Source organism: Nocardioides oleivorans (assembly GCF_004137255.1).
GTDB lineage: Bacteria > Actinomycetota > Actinomycetes > Propionibacteriales > Nocardioidaceae > Nocardioides > Nocardioides oleivorans.
Map to the genome: position 1 here is coordinate 2507219 of NZ_SDWT01000001.1, position 21730 is coordinate 2528948.

The following is a 21730-nucleotide window of genomic DNA, read 5'->3' on the forward strand; positions in this document are numbered from 1 at the left end:
TCAGGCTCCCAGGGGTCGCAGCATCGAACGGCTGATGATGTGGCGCTGGATCTCCGACGTGCCGTCCCAGATCCGCTCGATCCGGGCGTCGCGCCAGATCCGCTCGAGGGGCAGCTCGTCCATCAGTCCCATGCCGCCGTGGATCTGGATGGCCTCGTCGGAGACCATCTGCAGCATCTCGGTGGCCTTGAGCTTGGCCATCGCGATGTCGGCGTCGGTGGCGGTGCCCTGGTCGTACTTCCAGGCGGTGTAGAGGGTGAGCTGCTCGGCCGCGCGCAGCTCGGTCGCCATGTCGGCGAGCTTGAAGCCGACGCCCTGGAAGCGGCCGATGGGCTGGCCGAACTGGTGGCGGCTCGCGGCGTGGGCGATCGAGAGCTCGAGGGCGCGCTCGGCGCGGCCGAGGCAGGACGCGGCCACCTGGAGCCGGGTCGAGCCCAGCCACTTCCCGGCGAGCTCGAAGCCCCTGCCCTCCTCGCCGAGCAGGGCGTCGGCGGGCACCCACGCGCCGTCGAAGTCGAGGATCGAGTTGTGGTAGCCGCGGTGCGAGACGTTGCGGTAGCCGTCGTGCACGGCGACGCCGGGGGTGTCGAGGTCGACGAGGAAGGTCGACATCTCGTTGCGGCCCCTCTCGTCGCTGCCGGTCACCGCCACCAGGATCACGAAGTCGGCCTCGTCGGCATGGCTGATGAAGTGCTTGGTGCCGGTGATCCGCCAGCCGTCCCCGTCGCGCACCGCCCGGCAGCGCATGCCCCGCATGTCCGAGCCCGCCTCGGGCTCGGTCATGGCCAGGCAGTCGACCCGCTCGCCGCGCACGCACGGGAGCAGGTAGCGCTCCTTCTGCGCCTCGGTGCCACCGAGCAGGATGTTGGACGGCCGCGCGACGCCCGTGTAGTGCAGGGCGTAGCTGGCCTTGCCGAGCTCCTTCTCGTAGAGCACCCAGGTGACGGTGTCGAGCCCGGCGCCCCCGACCTCCTCGGGCATGTTGGCGGCGTAGAGCCCGGCTGCGAGGGCCTTCGCCCGGATCTGCGCCACGAGCTCGGGCCGGACGACGCCGGTGCGCTCGACCTCCTCCTCGTGGGGGTAGAGCTCGCGCTCGACGAACGCGCGGGTCACCTCGACGATGCTGCGCTGCTCGTCGGTCATGCCGAAGTCCATGGTTGTCTCCTACTTCCCGTCGGGCTCTGCCAGTGCCGCCGCAGCCGTCGACCGCCCGGTGCGCACGGCGCCCTCCATGTAACCGGCGACCCACTGGTCGGAGCCGCAGACGTAGAACGGCGGCTCATGGGTGCCGTGCAGCGGTCCGACCGCCAGCACGTCGCCGGGGTGCCAGCTCGTGACGTAGCCCTGCGTCCACGGATCGGTGCCCCACAGCCGCGTCCACGTCTGCAGCGGTGCCGTCGCCTCCGGTCCGAACATCTCCGCGACCTGGGCGAGCGCCTCGCGGGTGCGGGTCACCGGGTCGGTCGCCACGAAGCCGGCGTAGCGCTCGGGCGGGACGAGGGCCGACAGCACGCCCTGCTGCTGCGGCCAGGTCGAGCCGATCACGCCCTCGCTCTCCGAGAGCCCGTTCTGGCCGCGTGCGCGCCAGAAGGAGTCGTCGTACGCCGCCACGAGCTTGGCGGCCGGTGCGTGGCGCTGCCGTCGCAGCGAGGTCAGCCGGGCCTCGCTCACCCCGTCGACGTCGATGTCGCGCGCAGGCCCGGACGGCACGGCGAGGACCACCGCGTCGGCGCGCAGCCCCTCGCCGTCGTACGTCGTCACCGTGCAGCCGCCGCGGCGGACGCGGATCCTGCGGACCGGGGTCGACAGCCGGACGTCCTGCAGACCGGCTGCCAGGGTGAGCGCGACGGTGGCGGAGCCCTCGGCGACCCGGAGGTTCTCCCACTGCTCGACGTCGTAGCTGCCGGTCGTGCCGCCGACGACGGTCTTGCGCGCGTAGGCGAAGAGGCTCTGCCGCTCGATCGAGCCGTCGGCGAGGCTGAGGTGGACGAGCTCGAAGAGGCGTTGCACGTGGGGGGTCGCGCCGACCTCGCGGAGCCAGCCACCGAGGCTGAGCCGGTCGAGGCGCTCGAGGTCGGGGCACGACCACGGGTCGGCGGGGTCAATCGTGGCGAGCACCTTCTCGAGCGCGGCCTCGACGTCGTCGTACGACGCCCGGTCGGCCTGGGTGCACCACGACGGCCACGCCCCGACGTCGACCGACCCCGGCACCTGGCGGGTGATCTCGCCGGGCTCGGCGACGTAGGACGCCGTCAGGGTCAGCCCGAGCTCGGCGACGAGGCCGAGGTAGCTGGTGTGGGCGTTGCCGACGACCTCGCCGCCGAGCTGCACGACGCGACCGTCGGGCAGGTCGACCTGCTCCACGCGACCGCCGACGCGGGGTCGGGCCTCGAGCACGGTCACCGTCGCGCCACCCGCCTCGAGGTCGCGGGCGCACGACAGGCCGGCGAGCCCGGCGCCGACCACCACCACGTCGGACGCGGACGTCATCGCAGCACCACCGTGTGCTCGGGCAGCCAGCCCACCTCGACCCGGTCACCGGCGTTCCAGCGGTCCTCGGCGCGCATCCGCGGCAGGTTCTGCTCGAGGACGGTGAGGGTGACGTCGGGGGCGATCGAGACCGAGTAGTGCGTGGTGGCGCCGTGGTAGCTCGTCGCCACGATGGTGCCGGCCACGCGGTACATCTCCGGGCCGAGGTCGGTGAGCCAGATCTTCTCGGGCCGTACCGTCACGCTGACGGCGTCGCCCGGCGTGGATCCACGGTGTCCGGGGGCCGGGACCGCGATGCCCGGGCAGACCTGGACGCAGCCGTCCGACCAGGTGCCGCTCATCAGGTTGCTGGTGCCGATGAAGCCGGCGGCGAAGACCGACGCCGGGTGCTCGTAGACGTCCTCGGGCGTCCCGCACTGCTCGATGACGCCGTTGTTCATGATGGCGACCCGATCGCTCATGCTGAGCGCCTCGTCCTGGTCGTGGGTGACGAAGAGGAAGGTGATGCCGACCTCGCGCTGGATCGCCTTCAGCTCGGCCTGCATGGCGTGGCGCAGCTTGAGGTCGAGCGCCGCGAGCGGCTCGTCGAGCAGCAGCACCTGCGGCTGGTTGATGAGGGCCCGGGCGAGCGCGACCCGCTGGCGCTGGCCCCCGGAGAGCCGGTTCGGGCGCTCCTTCGCCCGGCTGCCGAGCTCGACCAGCTCGAGCATCTCCGACACGCGAGCCTCGATCGTGCCGCGGTCGATGCCCTTGCGACGCAGGCCGAAGCCGACGTTGCCCCGCACGTCGAGGTGCTCGAAGAGCGCGTAGCTCTGGAAGACCGTGTTGACGTCGCGCTGGTGCGGGGGAGTGGCGGTGACGTCCTCGCCGCCGACCAGGATCGTGCCGGACGTGGGGTCGCTGAACCCGGCGACCATCCGCAGCGTGGTGGTCTTGCCGCAGCCCGACGGACCGAGCAGCGAGAAGAACTCGCCCCGCGCGATGTCGAGGTCGAGGTGGTCGACGACGGTCGAGCTGCCGAAGACCTTGGTGAGGCCCCGCAGCGAGACCGAGGACGTCGTGGCCGTGCTCGTCGGGTCGGGCGTCATCGGTGGCCTCCGGTGATCAGGTCGAGGCTGGACTGCCCGCGGCCGAAGAGCCGCGGGAGCGTCAGGGCCGCCACGATCAGCAGTGCCGAGCCGAGCAGCATCAGGGTGCCGATCGCGTTGATCGAGGGCGAGACGCCGAAGCGGATCGAGGAGTAGACGCGCACCGGCAGCGGCTGGGGGTCGACCCCGGTCGTGAAGAACGCCAGCACGAAGTCGTCGAAGACGAGGGCGAAGACCAGCAGGCCCGCGCCGAGGAGGGCGGGGACGAGCATCGGGAGGATGACCAGCCGCACGGCCTGGGCGGGCGTGCACCCGAGGTCGCGGGCGGCCTCCTCGACCTCCAGCGCGATGGCGGTCAGCCGTCCCCGCACGATCACGGTGACGTAGGCGATCGAGAACGTGATCTCGGCGAGGACCACGGTGGTCATCGAGAGCTTCATCCCGATGCCGGTGAACAGCAGCAGGGCCGCGACTCCCGTGACGATCTCGGGCGTGACGAGGGGGAGCAGGGTGACCGCCCCGATGACCCGGCCGCGCCGTGAGGTGACCCGCTCGAGCCCCAGCGCGAGCATGGTCCCCAGCACGAGCGAGCCGACCGTCGCGATGCTCGCGATCGTCAGGCTCGCCACCAGCGAGTCGAGCAGGGCGCGGTCGTGGACGAGGTCGTCGTACCAGCGCAGGCTGAAGCCGGAGAACGACGACAGCGACTTCTTGTCGTTGAAGCTGAAGAGCGCGACCGCGAGGATCGGCAGGTAGAGCCACGCGAAGAAGACGACCGTGGCCACGACCGCGAGGAGCGGCTTGCGCTCCAGCCGGCGTCGCCGCGCCATCAGCGCTCGCCCCCTCGGGTCGCGGTGGCGCGGAGGTAGGCGACCATCAGCACGGTGAGCGCAGCCATCATGCCGACGGTCAGGGCCGAGCCCAGCGGCCAGTTCTGCCCCTCGGCGAACTGCTGCTGCACGAGGTTGCCCATCATGTAGGTGCTGGCACCTCCCAGCAGCTGGGCGCTGACGAAGTCACCCAGCGCGGGCAGGAAGACCAGCAGTGCGCCGCCGTAGAGCCCGGCGCGCGTCGCAGGCAGCGTCACGCCGACGAACGTGCGGACCGGGCCGTGGTAGAGGTCCTTGCCGGCCTCGATGAGCGAGGTGTCGAGCCGCTCGAGCGAGGCGTAGACGGGCAGGATCATGAAGACCACGAAGCCGTAGACCAGCCCGCCGACCACCGCCCAGGGCGTGTTGAGGAAGGTCACGCCGTCGCTGATCCCGCTGGCGCGCAGGCCGCTGTTGACCAGGCCGTCGTCCGACAGGAGCGCCTTCCAGGCGTACATCCGCACCAGGTAGCTGGCGAAGAACGGGACGACGATCGCGGCGATCAGCGCGTTCTTGTAGCGGCCGCCGTGCAGCGCGATGGCGTACGCCACGGGGTAGGCGATGAGCGCCGAGATGACGACGGTGGCGAGCGCGTAGAGCAGCGAGCGGAGGAACAGCTCGAGGTAGACCTCGTTCCAGATCGCCCGGTAGTTGGCGGTGCTGGCGGCGAAGGCCGGGTAGCCGTCGTTGGTGGTGCGCCCGAAGGACAGCATCACGATGAGCGCCATGCTGGAGACGAAGAACGTCACCATCCACGCCGTCGGCAGCGCGAGGAGCCACCCCCACAGCGAGGTGCGCTGGGCCGACCTCCGCGTCCCGGTGTGCACGTCACCCTGCTCGACGGTCGTCATGGTCAGCTGGCCTTGACCTCGGTCCAGACCGCCGCACGACGCTGGACCTCGTCGGTGTCGAGGAGGCGGAAGACGTTCTCGTTCTCGAGGTCGCCCAGCTCGATGTTGCAGGCGGGCACGTCCTTCGCGAGGTCGGCGAAGGCGGGGAGCGCGTCCTTCACCGGGAACGGGTAGTAGAGGTAGTTCATGTTCGTGACGGCGTTCTCGGGCCGCAGCAGGTAGTCGATGAAGAGCATCGCCGTGCCGGGGTGCCGGGCGTTGGCGGGGATGACGTAGGCGTCGGAGTTGATCGGCGCGCCCTCGCTCGGCGACTCGAAGTCGAACGTCGTCGGGTCGTCGGCCAGCCCCTGGCGGAGGTAGAGGAAGTCGCCGCTCCACATGTGGTGGACCCAGGCGTCGCCCGCGACCATGTTGTTGATGTCGTCGGAGGAGTAGGCCCGCAGGTAGTCCTTCTGGCTGATCAGCACGTCCTTGATGTCGTCGAGCTCCCCCGGGTCGGCGGTGTTCACGTCGTAGCCGAGCAGCAGCGCCGCCATCGCGAGCGCCTCGTCCTGGTCGTCGAGGGTGAAGATGCGCCCGCGCGCCTCGTCGTTCCAGAGGTCCTTCCAGCTGCCGGTCATCGTCGACACCCGGTCGGTGCGCCAGCCGACGCCGGTCTTGTAGACCGTGAACGGCACGGACGCCTGCGAGCCGGCGTCGTACCAGGGGTCGTTGAAGTAGGAGCCGGAGTAGAAGACCTGGTCGGCGTTGGTCAGCTCGGCGTGGTCGATCGCGCGGAGCTTGCCCTCCTGGCGCAGCTTGACGACCCACTTGGCGATCGGGAAGACGACGTCGTACTGGTTGCCGGCGGCGAGCTTGGCGTACATCCCCTCCATCGAGTCGTAGTTGGACTCGATCACCTTCACGCCGTACTCCTCCTGGAAGCCCTTGACCACGCTCGGCGCGAGGTAGTCGGCCCAGTTGAAGTAGACGAGGTCGCCGTCGACCTTCGCCCGGGCCGACGCGGGGAGCGGGGCCCTGGTGGGTACGTCGTCGCGGATGTAGGCGCAGCCGGGCAGCGTGGTGGCCCCCAGGGCGAGGCCGCCCGCGAGGACGCCGCGCCGGCTGGCCCGCATCACTTCCGCCCTGGGCCCGGAGGGGAGGTCGGGAAGGGTGCGGCCGGCGGCAGCGGGTCGTCGAGGCCGACCAGGATGCCCATCGTGGTGGTCAGGGCCGTCCGGGCCTCGGCCAGGCCCAGGTCGCCGGCCAGGACCCGGCCCCCGAGGCCGTCGGTCATCGCCACCGCGGTCTCGGCGAGCTGGCGGGCGCCGGTGCGCAGCGTGAAGTCGCCGCGCTCGACGCCGTCCTCGAGGATCTCCTCGACCGAGCTGTAGAGCAGCTCGTAGACGTCCTGGCCGACCTTGGCGAGGTGGGGGTCGCGGATGCAGAGCAGGGCCAGCTCCTGCCACAGCATCCACTCGTGCCGCAGCCGGTCGTCGCTCGGCAGGCAGCGGTCGAGGAACGACGAGAGCCGGGCCGCCGAGCCCTCGCCGGCGCTCGCGACCGCCTGCGCGTTGAGCTCGGTGGAGACGCCGTGGGAGTAGGCGAGCACCTCGCCGAACAGCAGCTCCTTGGTGTCGAAGTGGTAGTGCAGCAGGCCCGAGGAGACGCCGGCCTCACGGGCGATCGCGGCCATCCGCACCTTGGCCAGGCCGTCGCGCACGAGGCACGTCGCGGCCGCGGCGAGGATCCGCGAACGGGCGTCGGCGGCGGCCTGCTCGCGCTGGTTGAGCGCTGCGCCGGTCGTCGTGCCGGACGTCGTGCCGGACGTCGCGCCGACCGTGGGTCCCGACGCCATCAGCCCCCCAGTCGTCCCGTGGAAAGATTTGACTGTTCAGTCAGTCAGGCGATGTTAAAGTCGCCCGCGTGAGCCGTCAAGGGCCGTCGGTCGCGTCGCTCGACGCGCTGTTCTCGCCGCGCAGCGTGGCCATCGTGGGCGCCAGCGCGGACACCGCCAAGTGGGGCAACGTCCTCGCCCGTCGTGCGCTGGCTGCGGGCGGCGACCGCGAGGTGCTGCTGGTCAACCGCGGCGGGGGACAGGTGCTCGGTCGCCCGGCGCACGTCTCGGCCGCTGCGGCGGCGCGGGCGCACGGTGCCGCCCTGGACCTGGTCGTGCTGTGCGTCCCCGTCGCCGGGTTCGTCGGCGCGGTGGGGGACGCAGTCGACGCGGGCGCCCGGGCGATCGTGGCGATCACAGCCGGCCTCTCGGAGGCCGGACCGGAGGGAGCCCGGGTCGAGGCGGAGGGGCTCGCGCTCGCCCGGGCGGCGGGCGCGGTGCTGGTGGGACCGAACTGCCTCGGTGTCGCCGACACCACGACGTCGCTCCAGCTCGCGCACGCGGTCCTGCCTGCGGGGGACGTGGCCGTGCTGAGCCAGAGCGGCAACCTCGTGCTGGACCTCGCCGACCTCCTGGATCGGCGGGGGCTCGGGGTGTCGCGGTTCGTCTCGCTCGGCAACCAGGCCGACCTCGGCGTGGTGGACTTCATGCGTGCCTGCGTGGACCACGACGGCACCCGGGCGGTGGCGATCTACGTCGAGGACGTGCTCGACGGCGACGCGTTCCTGGCCGCGGCCCGGGCGCTCCGCGAGGCGGGCAAGCCGGTCGTGCTGCTGGCCCCGGGCCGCACCGAAGCGGCGGTGCGCAGCGCGGCCTCGCACACCGGGTCGCTGACCAGCTCGTCCGCGGTGGTCGACGCCGCCTGCGCCGCCGTCGGGGCCCACCGGGTGGACCACCCCACGCAGATGGCCGACCTGCTGGCGGCCCTCCGTGCACCGCGGCGGGCTGCGGGACGTCGTACGGGCATCGTCACCGACGGCGGCGGCCACGGTGCGGTCGCGGCCGACGCCCTCGAGGTCGCGGGACTGCAGGTCCCGGTGCTGACGGAGCCGACGACGACCGCGCTGGCCGCCGGGCTCTGGGAGCACTCCACCGTGACGAACCCGGTGGACCTGGCCGGCGCCGGCGAGCAGGACGTCGCGAGCTATGCGCGCGCCGTGGCCGCGCTGCTGGCCTCGCCACAGGTCGACGCGGTGCTGCTGACGGGCTACTTCGGTGGCTACTCGAAGGAGGAGACCGACCTCGCCGGACCGGAGCTGGCCGCCGCGGCGGCGATGGCCTCCGCGGTCGCCGCGCAGGACAAGCCGCTCGTGGTGCAGACGATCCATCCCGACAGCCCGTCGATGCGGCTGCTGCGCGCCGCGGGGGTCCCGGTGCACCGCGACGTCGACCGGGCGTGCGCGGTGCTCGCCGGGCTCGTCGAGCCGGCCACCCGTCGCCCGGAGGCACGGGTGGTCGTGGCCGCGGAGCCCGTCACCGACACGTCGTACGCCGCCTCGCGCGAGCTGGTGGCCGCAGCAGGGGTGGCCGTCGCGGCCTCCGTGTCGGTCACCGGCCGCGTCGGCCTCGAGTCCGCGCTGTCCGATCCGGGGATGGCGTACCCCCTCGTGCTCAAGGCCACCGGGCGGTTGCACAAGTCCGAGGGCGGGGGAGTCGTGCTGGGGCTGGGGTCGCGCGCCGAGGTGCTCGAGGCGTACGACGACCTCGTCGCGCGGCTGGACCCGCCCGCGGTGTCGGTGGAGGAGATGGCCGACCTCGGGGAGGGCGTCGAGCTGATCGTCGGCTGCGTGCGCGACCCGAGGTTCGGGCCGGTCGTGATGGTCGGGCTCGGCGGCATCTTCGCCGAGGTGCTCGGCGACACCTCATGCGCGCTCGCCCCGGTCGGCGTCGAGACCGCGCGCGAGCTGCTGCTGTCGCTGCGCGGTGCGCCGCTGCTGCTCGGCACGCGGGGTCGTGCTCCGGTCGACCTCGATGCCCTCAGTGACGTCGTGGCGCGGCTCTCCGTGCTCGCCGCCGCCCACCTCGAGATCGCCGAGCTGGAGCTCAACCCGGTGCTCGCCGGGCCTGGCGGCGTGCTCGCGCTGGACGCGCGAGTGGTGCTGGGCTGAGTGCCCTGGGCCGGGCTCGGTCAGCCTCGGTCGCCCTCGACGTCGCGCAGGTAGCGCTGGTCGAAGGAGTGGACCCAGCCGTCCTTGGCGGGGAACACGCCGTGGTCGAAGGCCCGTGACGTGACCCCGCGCTGCACCCGCTCGCAGGCCTCGTTGTCCTGGCGGGTGACGAGCTCGTTGAAGTCGATGACCGGCCGGGGATCGAACTCGGGGTCGTCGAAGGCCTCCGGGCTGAAGAGGTACTCGGTGACCAGGCGGCAGCTCTGCGGACCGGTCGGGAACACCGCCGTTGCCAGGGCGGTCGAGCCGTCCACGTCGAGGAACATCGTCGGGTAGACCGCCGCCCCGAAGTAGGCCGACGGACCCTCCTGGCCCTTGAGGCCCGGCAGCAGCGGCAGCCGCAGGCGCGGGTCGGCGGCGACGCTGGTGCGGCCGTCGGCGAGGGTGACCCCGCCGTCGTCGCGACCGGGCTCGAAGACGCTGCCCTTGCGGTAGGCCGGCACCACGGCCATCAGCTCGGGGTGGACCGTCGGGCAGTGGAGGCACTCGTTGTAGTTCTCGAGCACGATCTTCCAGTTGGCCCTCACCTCGACCGTCGAGACGTGCCCGATCCGGAGCTGGGCGAGGCCGACCCTGGCCAGGCCGAGCGGCTCGTCCTGCTGGTCGGCCAGGGACTCGAGGAGCGTCGGCGGCTCCTCGCGGGACAGGTTGACGAAGACGAAGCCCTCCCAGACGTCCACCCGCACCGGCCACAGCGAGGTCGACGGGCGGTCGATCTCGTCCTTCTCGATCATCGGCGTGGTGACCAACGTGCCGTCCAGTGCATAGCCCCACGCGTGGTACGGGCACCGCAGGTGGGTGCGCACCTCGCCCTGCTCGTCGTCGCAGAGCTGCGACCCGCGGTGCCGGCAGACGTTGTAGAAGCCGCGCAGCTCGTCGTCCTTGCCGCGCACGACGAGGATCGACTCGCCCGCGATCTCGAAGCGCATCCACGAGCCCGCCCGCGGGAGCCGCTCGGCGCGCGCCACGTAGATCCAGTTGCGGAAGAAGACCCTCTCGCGGTCCCGCTCGTAGTCGTCGGCGGAGTGGTAGGCGGGTCCGGGCAGGGTCGTGCGGATGGGCGCAGAGGACATGAACTGACTGTACAGTCAGTCAACCGATCCCGTCGACGTCCGACCCACCAGCCATGATGGGGCGCGTGCGCTCGCGTCCCGCTTCCGGTCCTGTCCCGGCTCTCGCCCTGTGCCTCGTCCTCGTCGGGGTGGGTTCTGCCTGCTCGGTCCTCGGGGGCGATGACGACTCCGACCCGGCCGGTGACCTCGCCGTCGAGCTCGCCGCGGCGCTGTCGCAGCACACGCTCGGGGACGTGCCGCTGAGCGAGGATTCCGCGCGCGACGCGTTCGCCGAGCTGGTCGCGCCGCTCGACGAGCTGCCGGTCGCGGTCTCGGTGGCGTCGGTCGAGACCGTCGAGGAGGAGGGCCGCGCCGACGTCGGCCTGTCGTGGAGCTGGCAGGTGGCCGACGGCCGGACCTGGGCCTACGACACCACCGCGCGCCTGTCGGCGGCCGGCGACGAGTGGTCGGTCGACTGGTCGCCCGAGTCGCTCGCGCCCGACCTCGCCGACGGTGACACGCTCGGCCTCCGCACGCTCACCCCCGACCGCGGCGACATCACCGGCGCCGACGGCGCCGTCCTCGTCACCGAGCGCCCGGTGCTCCGCTACGGACTCGACAAGACCAAGGTCGAGGGAGCCCAGGTCGCCCGGAGCGCGCGCAGGATCGCGCGGATCCTCGACCTCGACCCGGCGTCGTACGTCGCCCGCGCGAAGGCGATGGGATCGGAGGCCTTCGTGGAGGCGGTCGTCCTGCGCGAGGACGACGCCCTCGACGTGCTGCCCGCCTTCCGCGAGGTGCCCGGCGCGCTGGCGGTCAACGACACCCTGCCGCTCGCACCGTCGCGCGAGTTCGCCGCGGCCCTGCTCGGCCGGGTCGGCGCCGCGACCGAGGACGCCGTCGAGGAGTCCGGTGGCGCGGTCGTCGCGGGTGACGAGGTCGGGCTGTCCGGGCTCCAGGCCCGCTACGACGAGCAGCTGCGCGGCACCGCCGGCACGGCGGTCGTCGCCCGCGGCGCCGACGACCAGCTCCGCACGCTCTTCGAGGCGCCCGCCACCGACGGCACCGCGCTGGCGACGACGATCGACCCGGCCCTGCAGGTCAAGGCCGAGGGTGCGCTCGCGGGCGTCGGTCCCGCCAGCGCGCTGGTCGCGATCCGGCCCTCGGACGGCGCGGTCCTGGCCACCGCCAACGGAGCCGGCGCCGCGGGTGCGGACCTCGCCGACACCGGGCAGTACGCGCCCGGCTCGACCTTCAAGGTGGTGAGCTCGCTGGCGCTGCTGCGCAGCGGGACGGCGCCGAGCGACCGGGTCGCCTGCCCCGCGACCACCGTGGTCGACGGCCGCTCCTTCAAGAACTACGACGACTACCCCGCCTCCGCGATCGGCGACATCACCCTCACCCAGGCCGTCGCGAACTCCTGCAACACCGCGTTCATCGGCAACGCCGACCGGCTCGCGGACGGCGACCTGGCCGCTGCCGCCGCAGCGCTCGGCCTCGGCGTCGACCACGACCTCGGCTTCCCCGTCTACTTCGGCCAGGTGCCACCGCCCGAGACCGAGACCGGCGCGGCGGCCGACCTGATCGGCCAGGGCACGGTCCTCGCGAGCCCCTTCGCGATGGCGACGGTGGCGGCCTCCGTCGCGGCCGGTCGCACCGTGCTGCCCACGCTGCTGCCCGAGCACCGGGTGGAGCAGGTGCAGCCCGAGGTGCCGCTGACCGCGGGCGAGGCGACCCAGCTGCGCGGCCTCGTGCGCGCGGTCGTCGACTCGGGGTCGGGGCGGTTCCTCCTCGACGTACCCGGGGTCACGGGCGCGAAGACCGGCACGGCCGAGTACGGCGAGCCCGACGCCGCCGGCGACCTGCCCACCCACGCGTGGATGATCGCGATCCGCGGCGACCTCGCGGTCGCGGTGTTCGTCGAGACGGGCGTCTCGGGCTCGCAGACCGCGGGGCCCGTACTCGAGGCGTTCCTCCGCTAGGACAGGCGGGCGAGGTAGAGGAAGTACTCCTCCGGTCGGTCCTGCAGCAGCACGTCGTGCGCCTGCTCCTCGGCCTCGCCGAAGACCCCGCGCATCGCCGCGAGCAGGTCGGGCGCGGCGCTCGCCGACCAGATGACCAGCACCCCGCCGGGTGCGAGGACGTCGCGGCACCGCTGCAGGAACGCCGACTCGTAGACCGCCTCGTTGGTCTCGTGGACGAGGTAGCCCGGGCCGTTGTCGACGTCGAGCAGCACGAGGTCGTACGACGACCGCGCCTCCGCGATGGCCATCGCGATGTCGGCGTTGACCACCGTCGCGCGGGTGTCGGCCAGCAGGGCCGGGCCGTGCGGGACGGTGCCGTCGCGCATCCACTGCACCAGCGGCTCCTCGATCTCGACGACGACCGCCCGCTCGACCCGCGCGTCGCCGAGCACGCGCTGGAGCGTGAAACCGAGACCCAGTCCGCCGATGAGCACGTTGCGCGGGTCGGAGACGGCCTCGAGCGCCTGCGCGGCCAGCTCGATCTCGCTCGTCGTCTCGAGGGTGTCCATCACGAAGACGCCGTTGACGCGCAGCTCGAGCACGTCGGGTGCGGCCTCGGACGTGCGCCGACGCAGCACGACCTCACCGCGCTCGGTCTCGGCCCGGGCGATCTCGACGCTCTCCACGGGCACATCCTGACGGGTCGCCGACCTCCGTCACGCCGCAGGGTCAGGAGACGACGGTGACCGTGATCGCCGAGTCGGTGCAGCCGGAGGCCGCCTCCTGCAGGGCGGCCTGCTCGGCGGGGTCGGCGATGAGGCCCCAGCGGATCTTCACCGCGACCCATTCCTTGACGTAGCGGCACCCGTTGATCGGCGGCAGCCACTCGGCGACGTCCTGGTCGCCCTTGGAGCGGTTGAGCGAGGCGGTGACGCCGACCAGCGTGCGGCTGTCGCCCAGGTCGTTGGCGTACGCCTCGCGCCGCGAGGCCGACCACCCGCCGGCACCGGAGTCCCACGCCTCGGCCAGCGGCACCATGTGGTCGATGTCGAGGGCCGAGGCCGAGGTCTGGGACACGCCGTCGTAGTAGGAGTACCACCGGCCGCCGCTGAGGCTGCACGACGAGCCGACCGTCGGGGCGTCCTCCGCCTCCGAGACCAGCACCTCGGCGCGGGTGTCGCACCCGTCGCCGTCGGCGTCGACCCAGTGCCGGAAGAGGTCGCGGTCGTAGCCGGTGCGGCTTTCCGTGCCGACCGGGATCGCCGAGATCCCGGACGTCAGCGTGCCGCTCCAGGAGGAGTCGGCGTGGGCGGCTCCGGAGGAGAGGGCCACCAGGGTGCCGGAGAGGAGGAGTGCGCTTGCCGAGGTCGCGAGGACCCGCCCGAGAGAGGTCATGCGCCTCATCCTGTGGCGGGTCGGCGTCGGCCGGTAACCCACAGGATCGTGCACTGCAAGGTCCGCACCCACGTCCGGGACGCCCGTGCGCGCCCCCGGAAGGTGTCCGACCCTTGCCCACTTCCTCGGTCAAGGCCTTGACCACATCTTGCGCAAGCCGACGGTCGGTCCGCTGCGTCCATCCGCTGCCGACAGGCTTCCGGAGCCTTATTCTGGGCCGGTGTACACCGTCAGTCGGGCCGCCGAGCTCACGGGTGTGCCGTCCGGGACGCTCCGCAAGTGGGAGCAGCGCTACGGCGTCGTCGTCCCGCAGCGGACCCCGGGCAACTACCGGCTCTACGACGACGAGGCGGTGCGCCGGCTCGTCGTGATGCGCAGCCTCGTCGACGCCGGCTGGTCGGCCCAGGAGGCCGCTCGCCACGTGGTCGAGGACACCGCCGGGGCCGAGGCGGAGCTCCCGCGGCGCGGGGTGGAGGCGACCGACCACCGCGTCGACGAGCTCGCCGCCTGCGCCCGCGACTTCGACGTACCCCGTCTGGAGAAGGCGCTCTCCGACGCCTTCGCCGGGCGCGACCTGGTGACGGTGGTCGACGGCTGGCTGCTGCCCTCGCTCGAGCGGCTGGGCCTGGCCTGGCGACGCGGCGACGTCTCCGTCGCGGGCGAGCACTTCGTCACCGCCGCCGTGCAGCGGCGCCTGGCCCAGGTCCTGCAGGCGCAGCCCGCCGCACCGGTCGGCGGTCCCCGCGTGGTGGTCGGCCTGGCCCGCGGGTGCCGCCACGAGCTCGGCGTCCTGGCCTTCTCGCTGGTGCTGCGCTCGCGGGGTGTGCAGGTCACCTACCTCGGTGGCGACCTGCCGCTCGAGGCCTGGATCGGCACGGTGACGCTCCTCGAGCCGGAGGCGGTCGTGCTCGCCGCGCCGACCGTCGAGGACCTCCCCGCCGTCCGCGAGGCCGTCGAGGCGCTGCTCCCGCTGACCTCCGTGCTCCTCGGCGGAGCCCACCAGGAGGCCGTCGCCGGCCCCGAGCACCTCGGACACCTGCCCGGCGCCGGCGCCGTCGCCCTCGCCGACCGGCTCCACCGGGCACAGGCTTCCTGACGTCATACGGAGGGCGCGACCGCTTGCCCTGTCCGTATGACGTCCTGTCGGGTGCCCGAGCCGGTGGACATCCACAACCCGCGGTCGACGGAGGTTCTCCACAGCCTCGGCGGCGGCGAGGTGCGAGCGGGTCGCGGGGTCCGCAGGCTCGGGGCATGCCGAAGCAGACCTCCGTACGACGATCCCCGCCTCGCCGTCGCGAGGCGAGCAGCTGCCCGGCAGGGAGGCGTGCTGTCCCGGCCACAGCTCTACGCGCTGGGCATCACGCGGTCCGAGGTCAGGGGCCAGGTGCGGGCACACCGGTGGCAGCTGGTGGGCGACCAGTCGGTGTGCCTGCACAACAGCGTGATCTCGGACGAGGGCCACCAGTGGGCGTCGGTCTTCCAGGGAGGTCCACGGGCATGTCTCGACGGCGCATCCGCCCTCGTCGCGGGCGGTCTGGAGCGCTTCGAGGTCGACCGTCACCGGGTGTCGGTGCCTCGGGGTGCACGCGTACGCCGATCGCGCCTCTACGACATCCGCCAGACGCGTCGCTGGGCGGCGGCCGACCTCGCGCCGTCAGGCATCCCGCGGACCCGGTCCGGACGTGGCCGGCGTGCGGGCAGCGTTGTGGGCGGCGTCCGACCGCCAGGCGACCTACGTCCTGACGCTCGTGCTCCAGCAAGGGATGACCACCGCCGAGCTGTTGGGCGCGCAGGCGCTTCGCATCAAGCGGGACCGGCGCAGGCGGCTGGTGCAGGAGACGATCCTCGACCTGCTGGACGGCGCCCGGTCGCTCGGCGAGCTCGACGTCGTACGAGAGCTGCGGCGCCGCGGCATGCCGATGCCGACGCAGCAGGTCGTGCGCAAGGGGCGGGACGGGCGCTACTACCTCGACCTCTACTGGGAGGAGTTCGGGCTCGTGCTCGAGATCGACGGGATCCAGCACACCTGGGCCACCAGTGTGATCGGTGACGCGCTGCGGCAGAACTCGCTCGTCATCGCCAGCGACCGGGTCCTGCGGATGCCCCTGCTCGGTCTCCGGCTCGAACCGGATGCCTTCTTCGAGCAGGTCGAGCAGGCGTTGGCACTCGGAGGCTGGCGTCGAGCCGCGTGACGTCATCCGGAAGGGGCGAGCGCCTGCCCTGTCCGTATGACGTCCGGGGCCGAGCTCCCGGAATCCGCTACTGGGCCGAGCGGACCTTGATGCCGGTGATCGGCACGGTCACGGCACCGGAGGGGTCGGTGAAGAAGTCGTTGCCCTTGTCGTCGACGACGATGAAGGCGGGGAAGTCCTCGACCTCGATCCTCCAGACGGCCTCCATGCCGAGCTCCTCGTACTCCACGACCTCGACGGACCGGATGCAGTCCTGCGCGAGCCGGGCGGCGGGGCCGCCGATGGAGCCGAGGTAGAACCCGCCGTGGGTGCCGCACGCCTCGGTGACCTGCTTGGAGCGGTTGCCCTTGGCGAGCATCACCATCGAGCCGCCGGCGGCCTGGAACTGCTCGACGTAGGAGTCCATCCGACCGGCGGTCGTCGGGCCGAAGGAGCCCGACGGCATGCCCTCGGGCGTCTTGGCCGGACCGGCGTAGTAGACCGGGTGGTTCCTGAGGTAGTCGGGCATCTCCTCGCCGGCGTCGAGGCGCTCCTTGATCTTGGCGTGCGCGATGTCGCGCGCGACGACGAGCGGGCCGGTCAGCGAGAGCCGCGTCTTGACCGGATGCTGCGAGAGCTCGGCGAGGATGTCGGCCATCGGCTGGTTGAGGTCCACCTGGACCACCTCGCCGCCGGCGATGTCGTCGGCCATCCCGGCCTCGGGCATGTAGTGGGCCGGGTCGGTCTCGAGCTGCTCGAGGAAGACGCCGTCGGGGGTGATCTTGCCGAGCGCCTGCCGGTCGGCCGAGCACGAGACGGCGATCGCGACGGGGCAGGAGGCGCCGTGGCGGGGGAGCCGGATGACGCGGACGTCGTGGCAGAAGTACTTCCCGCCGAACTGCGCGCCGATCCCGAAGGACTGGGTGAGCTCGAAGACCTGTTCCTCGAGCGCGGTGTCGCGGATGCCGTGGGCGGCCATCGAGCCCTCGGTCGGGAGGTCGTCGAGGTAGTGCGCGGAGGCGTACTTCGCGGTCTTCAGCGCGAACTCCGCGCTGGTGCCGCCGATGACGACGGCGAGGTGGTACGGCGGGCAGGCGGCCGTGCCGAGCGAGCGGATCTTCTCGTCGAGGAACTCCATCAGGCGCGTCGGGTTGAGGACCGCCTTGGTCTCCTGGAAGAGGAACGACTTGTTGGCCGAGCCGCCGCCCTTGGCCATGAAGAGGAACTTGTACTCAGGCGTCTCCTTGGCCGGCGTGGAGTAGAGCTCGATCTGCGCCGGCAGGTTGGTGCCGGTGTTCTTCTCCTCGAACGTCGTCAGCGGCGCGAGCTGCGAGTAGCGGAGGTTGAGGCGGGTGTAGGCGTCGTACACCCCCCGGCTGATCGCCTCGCCGTCGTCGGCGCCGGTGAGCACGCCCTCGGACTTCTTGCCCATCACGATCGCGGTGCCGGTGTCCTGGCACATCGGCAGCACGCCGCCGGCGGAGATGTTGACGTTCTTGAGCAGGTCGAGCGCGACGAAGCGGTCGTTGCCGGAGGCCTCGGGGTCGTCGATGATCTTGCGCAGCTGGGCGAGGTGGCCGGGCCGGAGGTAGTGGCTGATGTCGTGCATCGCCTCCTCGGTGAGCCGTCGGATCGCCTCGGGGTCGACCTTCAGGAAGGTCTGTCCGTCGACCTCGAAGGTCGACACGCCCTCGGTCGTCACGAGCCGGTAGGGCGTCTCGGCTGCACCGTTGGAACCGGCGGTGGGGAGGAGGTCTGAGTAGAGGAAGTCAGCGTCGCTCACGAGTGCTGAGCGTACGCCGCGGGGCGCGCGCCGGACGCACGGGCCGGGCCCGGTGGACCGCACCGCGGGTTCATCGCCCGTATCCACCGCGTCCACCCGGGAGTAGCCTCCGGTCGGCGGGACCTACGAGGCTCCGCCCGGCAACTCGTGCTGATCTCGGAACTTCGCCCCTGGAGGTCTTCTTGAACACCCGCAAGACGCTTGTCTCCCTCGCCGCGATGGCGACCCTCTTCTCGGCCGCCGCATGTGCCGCGCCGGAGAAGGAGAAGGACACCACGACCGAGAGCGGCGTCGACTCCGCAACGGCCACCTCCGCCGAGGACTTCGGCGGCCTGGACGAGCTGGTCAAGGCCGCGCAGGACGAGGGCGAGCTCAACGTCATCGCGCTCCCGCCGGACTGGGCCAACTACGCCGAGGTCATCTCGACCTTCGAGGACAAGTACGACATCAAGGTCAACTCCGACCAGCCCGACGCCGCCTCGCAGGACGAGATCAACGCGGCCAACGACCTCAAGGGCACCGACCGCGCGCCCGACGTGTTCGACCTCGGCCAGTCGGTCGCGCTCGCCAACACCGACATGTTCGCGCCCTACCAGGTCGAGACGTTCGACGAGATCCCCGACGAGTTCAAGGACGCCGACGGCACCTGGGTCAACGACTACGGCGGCTACATGTCCATCGGCTACGACTCCTCCGTCGTCCCCGACGTCACCTCGCTGGCCGACCTGATGAAGCCCGAGTTCAAGGGCAAGGTCGCGCTCAACGGCGACCCGACGCAGGCCGGTGCCGCGTTCAGCGGCGTGATGATGGCGGCCATCGCCGACGGCGGCTCCGCCGACGACATCGCCCCCGGCGTCGACTTCTTCGCCGAGCTCAAGAAGGCCGGCAACTTCCTCACCGTCGACCCCGACTCGACCACGATCGAGCAGGGCACGACGCCGGTCGTCATCGACTGGGACTACCTCGGCGCGGCCGCTGCGGCCAACGTCGACACGTGGAAGACCGTCGTCCCCGAGGAGGCCGTGGTCGCGGGCTACTACTTCCAGGCGATCAACGCCGACGCGCCGCACCCGGCCGCCGCGCGCCTGTGGCAGGAGTTCCTCTACAGCGACGAGGGCCAGAACCTCTGGCTCAAGGGCGGCGCCCGTCCGGTCCGCGGCGACGCGATGGCCGAGGCCGGCACGATCGACGCCGACCTGTGGGGTGCCCTGCCCGAGGTCGCCGGCACGCCGGTGATCCCGACGGACGAGCAGACCACGAAGGCCGGCGAGTACCTCGCGACCAACTGGTCGAAGGCCATCCGCTGAGCACGACCGCACCGAGCGCGGGGACGGGTCGACGGTTCTCCGTCGGCCCGTTCCTCGCCCTCATCCCGTTCCTCGCGTTCGTCCTGGTCTTCCTCCTGGTCCCGACGCTGACGGTCGTCGTCGGCGCCTTCCAGGACGGCGACGGACGCCCCACGCTCGGCAACCTCGACGCCCTCACCAGCGAGGCGGCGATCTCCGCCCTCAAGGGGTCGCTGATCCTCTCCGGCTCGACCGCCGTGATCGGCGCCGCCCTCGGCGCGCTGCTCGCCTACCTGGTCGTCTCGATGAAGCCCACCAGCCTGCTGCGGCGTACGACGCTCGCGGTCAGCGGCGTCCTCGCCCAGTTCGGCGGAGTGACGCTCGCCTTCGCGTGGATCGCCACGATCGGCCCGGTGGGCGTCGTGACGAAGGCCGTCATGGACCTCACCGGCGCCGACCTCTACGGCTCCGGCTGGCTCTTCGGCCTGCCCGGCCTGGTCGTCGTCTACTGCTACTTCCAGATCCCGCTGATGGTGATCGTCTTCGCGCCCGCCTTCGAGGGCCTGCGCCCGCAGTGGCGCGAGGCCGCGGTCAACCTCGGCGCGTCGACCTGGGACTACTGGCGCCACGTCGCGCTGCCGCTGCTCACGCCGGCCTTCCTCGGCGCCATGCTGCTGCTCTTCGCCAACGCGTTCGCGGCCTACGCCACCGCGGCGTTCCTCGTCAGCCAGGGCCAGCCGATCGTGCCGCTCCTCATCCGGCAGGCGATCACGAGCGAGGTCCTGCTCGGCCAGGCCAACGTCGGCTACGCGCTGGCGCTGGAGATGATCGTCGTCGTCACCGTCGTGATGATCGCCTACAACCTGCTGCTCAAGCGGACCTCGAGGTGGATGCGATGACGCCCACCCGCAGCTTCCGGATCGTGCGCGCGGTGCTGATGGTCGCCTTCGCGGCGTACTTCTTCGTCCCGCTGCTGGCGATGTTCGACTTCTCGACCCAGAACCGCGGCAGCGCCGAGGGGCGCACCTGGGACAACTGGGCCTTCATGGTCACCGACGAGGACCTGCGCGCCTCGATCATCGCGTCGCTGCTGCTCTCGCTGTTCACCGTCGTGCTGATGGTGGTGCTGCTGGTCCCGACGATGGTGTGGGTCCGCCTGCGGGTGCCGGGCATGAGGCGGATCATCGAGTTCCTCTGCCTGCTGCCGCTGACCATCCCCGCACTGGTGATCGTGGTCGGGATCAGCAACGTGTACTCGTGGGTGACCTACCTGCTCGGCGACTCGCCGCTGGTGCTCACCTTCGCCTACGTCGTGCTGGTGCTGCCGTACTCCTACCGCGCGATCGACTCCGCCCTGTCGGCCATCGACGTCGCCACCCTGTCCGAGGCGGCCCGCTCGCTCGGCGCCGGCTGGTTCACGGTCATCGTGCGGATCGTGCTGCCCAACGTCACCGGCGGCGTGCTCGGCGCCGCCTTCATCGCGGTCGCGCTGGTGATGGGGGAGTACGTCTTCGCGTCGCTGCTGCACTTCGACACCCTCCCGGTGGCGATGGCCGCGCTCTACAAGAGCAACGGCGCGGCCGCGATGGCCGCCGCCCTCGCCTCGATGCTCTTCGTCGTCCTGCTGCTCATGGGGCTGACGCTCCTGAGCCGCGACCGCCACAAGCAAGGAGCTTCCTCATGACCGCCCTCAGCACCGAGCGGGGACTGGCCGTCGAGCTGACCGACCTGACCCGCGTCTACGGGTCGACACGCGCCCTCGACGGGCTCACCCTGCACCTCCAGCCGGGCGAGCTGGTCTGCCTGCTCGGCCCGTCGGGCTGTGGCAAGACCACGGCGCTGCGGATCCTGGCCGGGCTCGACCACCCGACCAGCGGCACGGTGTCGGTGGGCGGCAAGGACCTGACGAAGGTGCCTGCCAACAAGCGCGACATGGGGATGGTCTTCCAGGCCTACAGCCTCTTCCCGCACATGACCGTGCTCGACAACGTCGCCTTCGGCCTCAAGCTGCGCGGCAGGGACGGCGCCACCCGCCGCACGCGGGCCGGCGACATGCTCGACCTGGTCGGGCTCGGCCAGCACGCCGACCGCTACGCCCACCAGCTCTCCGGTGGCCAGCAGCAACGCGTCGCCCTCGCGCGGGCGCTCGCCGTCGAGCCGTCGGTGCTGCTCCTCGACGAGCCCCTCTCGGCGCTCGACGCCAAGGTGCGCGTGCAGCTGCGCGACGAGATCCGCCGCGTGCAGATCGAGGTCGGCACGACGACGCTCTTCGTCACCCACGACCAGGAGGAGGCGCTCGCCGTCGCCGACCGGGTCGGGGTGATGAACGCCGGCCGGCTCGAGCAGCTCGCCTCGCCGACCGAGCTCTACTCCTCGCCCGCCACCCGGTTCGTCGGCGAGTTCGTGGGCCTGAGCAACCGGCTCCCCGCGCAGGTGAGCGGAGGTACGGCGACCGTGCTGGGCCAGTCGGTGCCCACGCTGGCCGGCTCGGCGGAGGGCACCGGCTTCGCGCTCGTGCGGCCCGAGTCGATCTCCGTCGTGGCCGACGGTGCCGGCCAGGGCACGGTCACGACCGTGCAGTTCCTCGGTCCGCTGTCGCGGGTCACCTGCTCGCTGGCCGACGGCACGGACGTGGTCGCCCAGCTCGCCAGCTCGGACGCCGTCCGGCTCGCGGCGGGAGACGTCGTACGGCTGCAGGTGGCGCCGTCGCCGGTGCTGGTCGTGGCCTGAAGCGGTC

19 protein-coding genes are annotated in these 21730 nt (G+C 72.0%); 8 read left to right on the forward strand and 11 right to left on the reverse strand.

The window, feature by feature from the left end; genetic code table 11:
• From EUA93_RS11970 to EUA93_RS12000, 7 genes are read right to left on the reverse strand one after another with little or no spacing between them, the layout of a single operon-like run.
• Positions 1–1155, reverse strand: a complete 1155-nt coding sequence (locus EUA93_RS11970; RefSeq protein ID WP_129400342.1) for an acyl-CoA dehydrogenase family protein — start codon at positions 1153–1155, stop codon at positions 1–3.
• Between the two features lie 9 nt (positions 1156–1164).
• On the reverse strand, positions 1165–2490 hold the full coding sequence (locus tag EUA93_RS11975; RefSeq protein WP_129400343.1) for a flavin monoamine oxidase family protein: 1326 nt from the start codon (positions 2488–2490) through the stop codon (positions 1165–1167).
• Positions 2487–3578, reverse strand: a complete 1092-nt coding sequence (locus EUA93_RS11980) for an ABC transporter ATP-binding protein (RefSeq protein ID WP_129400344.1) — start codon at positions 3576–3578, stop codon at positions 2487–2489. The genes EUA93_RS11975 and EUA93_RS11980 overlap by 4 nt, the downstream gene beginning before the upstream one ends.
• Positions 3575–4408: an ABC transporter permease gene (locus EUA93_RS11985; RefSeq protein ID WP_129400345.1), complete on the reverse strand. Its 834-nt coding sequence runs from the start codon at positions 4406–4408 to the stop codon at positions 3575–3577. Before EUA93_RS11985 ends, EUA93_RS11980 begins: the two co-directional genes overlap by 4 nt.
• Positions 4408–5298 (reverse strand): ABC transporter permease, encoded by an 891-nt coding sequence (locus tag EUA93_RS11990; protein WP_129400346.1) that lies wholly within the window; start codon positions 5296–5298, stop codon positions 4408–4410. Before EUA93_RS11990 ends, EUA93_RS11985 begins: the two co-directional genes overlap by 1 nt.
• A gap of 2 nt (positions 5299–5300) precedes the next feature.
• Positions 5301–6413 carry a polyamine ABC transporter substrate-binding protein gene (locus EUA93_RS11995; protein WP_129400347.1) on the reverse strand — a complete coding sequence of 371 codons (1113 nt, stop codon included), beginning with the start codon at positions 6411–6413 and terminating at the stop codon, positions 5301–5303.
• A complete protein-coding gene (locus EUA93_RS12000) occupies positions 6413–7135 on the reverse strand; it encodes a TetR/AcrR family transcriptional regulator (protein WP_129400348.1) in 723 nt (240 codons plus the stop codon). The genes EUA93_RS11995 and EUA93_RS12000 overlap by 1 nt, the downstream gene beginning before the upstream one ends.
• Before the next feature lie 68 nt (positions 7136–7203).
• Here EUA93_RS12000 and EUA93_RS12005 point away from each other — a divergent pair, with 68 nt between their 5' ends.
• Positions 7204–9282 (forward strand): acetate--CoA ligase family protein, encoded by a 2079-nt coding sequence (locus EUA93_RS12005; RefSeq protein WP_129400349.1) that lies wholly within the window; start codon positions 7204–7206, stop codon positions 9280–9282.
• A 20-nt stretch (positions 9283–9302) separates the two neighbouring features.
• Here EUA93_RS12005 and EUA93_RS12010 read toward each other — a convergent pair whose 3' ends face one another.
• On the reverse strand, positions 9303–10415 hold the full coding sequence (locus tag EUA93_RS12010) for an aromatic ring-hydroxylating oxygenase subunit alpha (RefSeq protein ID WP_129400350.1): 1113 nt from the start codon (positions 10413–10415) through the stop codon (positions 9303–9305).
• 65 nt (positions 10416–10480) lie between these two features.
• On the opposite strand from EUA93_RS12010, the gene EUA93_RS12015 reads away from it, so the two are divergent.
• Positions 10481–12376: a penicillin-binding transpeptidase domain-containing protein gene (locus EUA93_RS12015; RefSeq protein ID WP_242497342.1), complete on the forward strand. Its 1896-nt coding sequence runs from the start codon at positions 10481–10483 to the stop codon at positions 12374–12376.
• Here EUA93_RS12015 and EUA93_RS12020 read toward each other — a convergent pair.
• Both EUA93_RS12020 and EUA93_RS12025 read right to left on the reverse strand, forming a co-directional pair.
• Entirely contained in the window at positions 12373–13044 is a 672-nt protein-coding gene (locus tag EUA93_RS12020) for a spermidine synthase (RefSeq protein WP_129400352.1), read from the reverse strand. The genes EUA93_RS12015 and EUA93_RS12020 overlap by 4 nt on opposite strands.
• Positions 13045–13087: 43 nt before the next feature.
• On the reverse strand, positions 13088–13753 hold the full coding sequence (locus EUA93_RS12025) for an HNH endonuclease family protein (RefSeq protein ID WP_207208670.1): 666 nt from the start codon (positions 13751–13753) through the stop codon (positions 13088–13090).
• A 220-nt stretch (positions 13754–13973) separates the two neighbouring features.
• Between EUA93_RS12025 and EUA93_RS12030 the strand changes: the two genes are divergently transcribed.
• Both EUA93_RS12030 and EUA93_RS12035 read left to right on the forward strand, forming a co-directional pair.
• Complete coding sequence (locus EUA93_RS12030; protein ID WP_165355141.1) at positions 13974–14849, forward strand: MerR family transcriptional regulator; 876 nt, start codon at positions 13974–13976, stop codon at positions 14847–14849.
• Between the two features lie 595 nt (positions 14850–15444).
• Positions 15445–15945 carry a hypothetical protein gene (locus EUA93_RS12035; protein ID WP_129400355.1) on the forward strand — a complete coding sequence of 167 codons (501 nt, stop codon included), beginning with the start codon at positions 15445–15447 and terminating at the stop codon, positions 15943–15945.
• Positions 15946–16012: 67 nt separating this feature from the next.
• On the opposite strand, the gene EUA93_RS12040 is transcribed toward EUA93_RS12035, so the two are convergent.
• A complete protein-coding gene (locus EUA93_RS12040; protein WP_129400356.1) occupies positions 16013–17707 on the reverse strand; it encodes a fumarate hydratase in 1695 nt (564 codons plus the stop codon).
• A gap of 182 nt (positions 17708–17889) precedes the next feature.
• Here EUA93_RS12040 and EUA93_RS12045 point away from each other — a divergent pair, with 182 nt between their 5' ends.
• The 4 genes from EUA93_RS12045 to EUA93_RS12060 are packed head-to-tail and all read left to right on the forward strand — an operon-like array spanning position 17890 to position 21723.
• On the forward strand, positions 17890–19014 hold the full coding sequence (locus EUA93_RS12045; protein WP_242497343.1) for an ABC transporter substrate-binding protein: 1125 nt from the start codon (positions 17890–17892) through the stop codon (positions 19012–19014).
• Positions 18906–19892, forward strand: coding sequence for an ABC transporter permease (locus tag EUA93_RS12050; protein WP_242497344.1), 987 nt, complete (start codon positions 18906–18908; stop codon positions 19890–19892). Before EUA93_RS12045 ends, EUA93_RS12050 begins: the two co-directional genes overlap by 109 nt.
• Complete coding sequence (locus EUA93_RS12055) at positions 19889–20677, forward strand: ABC transporter permease (protein ID WP_129400357.1); 789 nt, start codon at positions 19889–19891, stop codon at positions 20675–20677. The genes EUA93_RS12050 and EUA93_RS12055 overlap by 4 nt, the downstream gene beginning before the upstream one ends.
• Entirely contained in the window at positions 20674–21723 is a 1050-nt protein-coding gene (locus EUA93_RS12060; protein ID WP_129400358.1) for an ABC transporter ATP-binding protein, read from the forward strand. Before EUA93_RS12055 ends, EUA93_RS12060 begins: the two co-directional genes overlap by 4 nt.
• Positions 21724–21730: the final 7 nt, after the last annotated feature.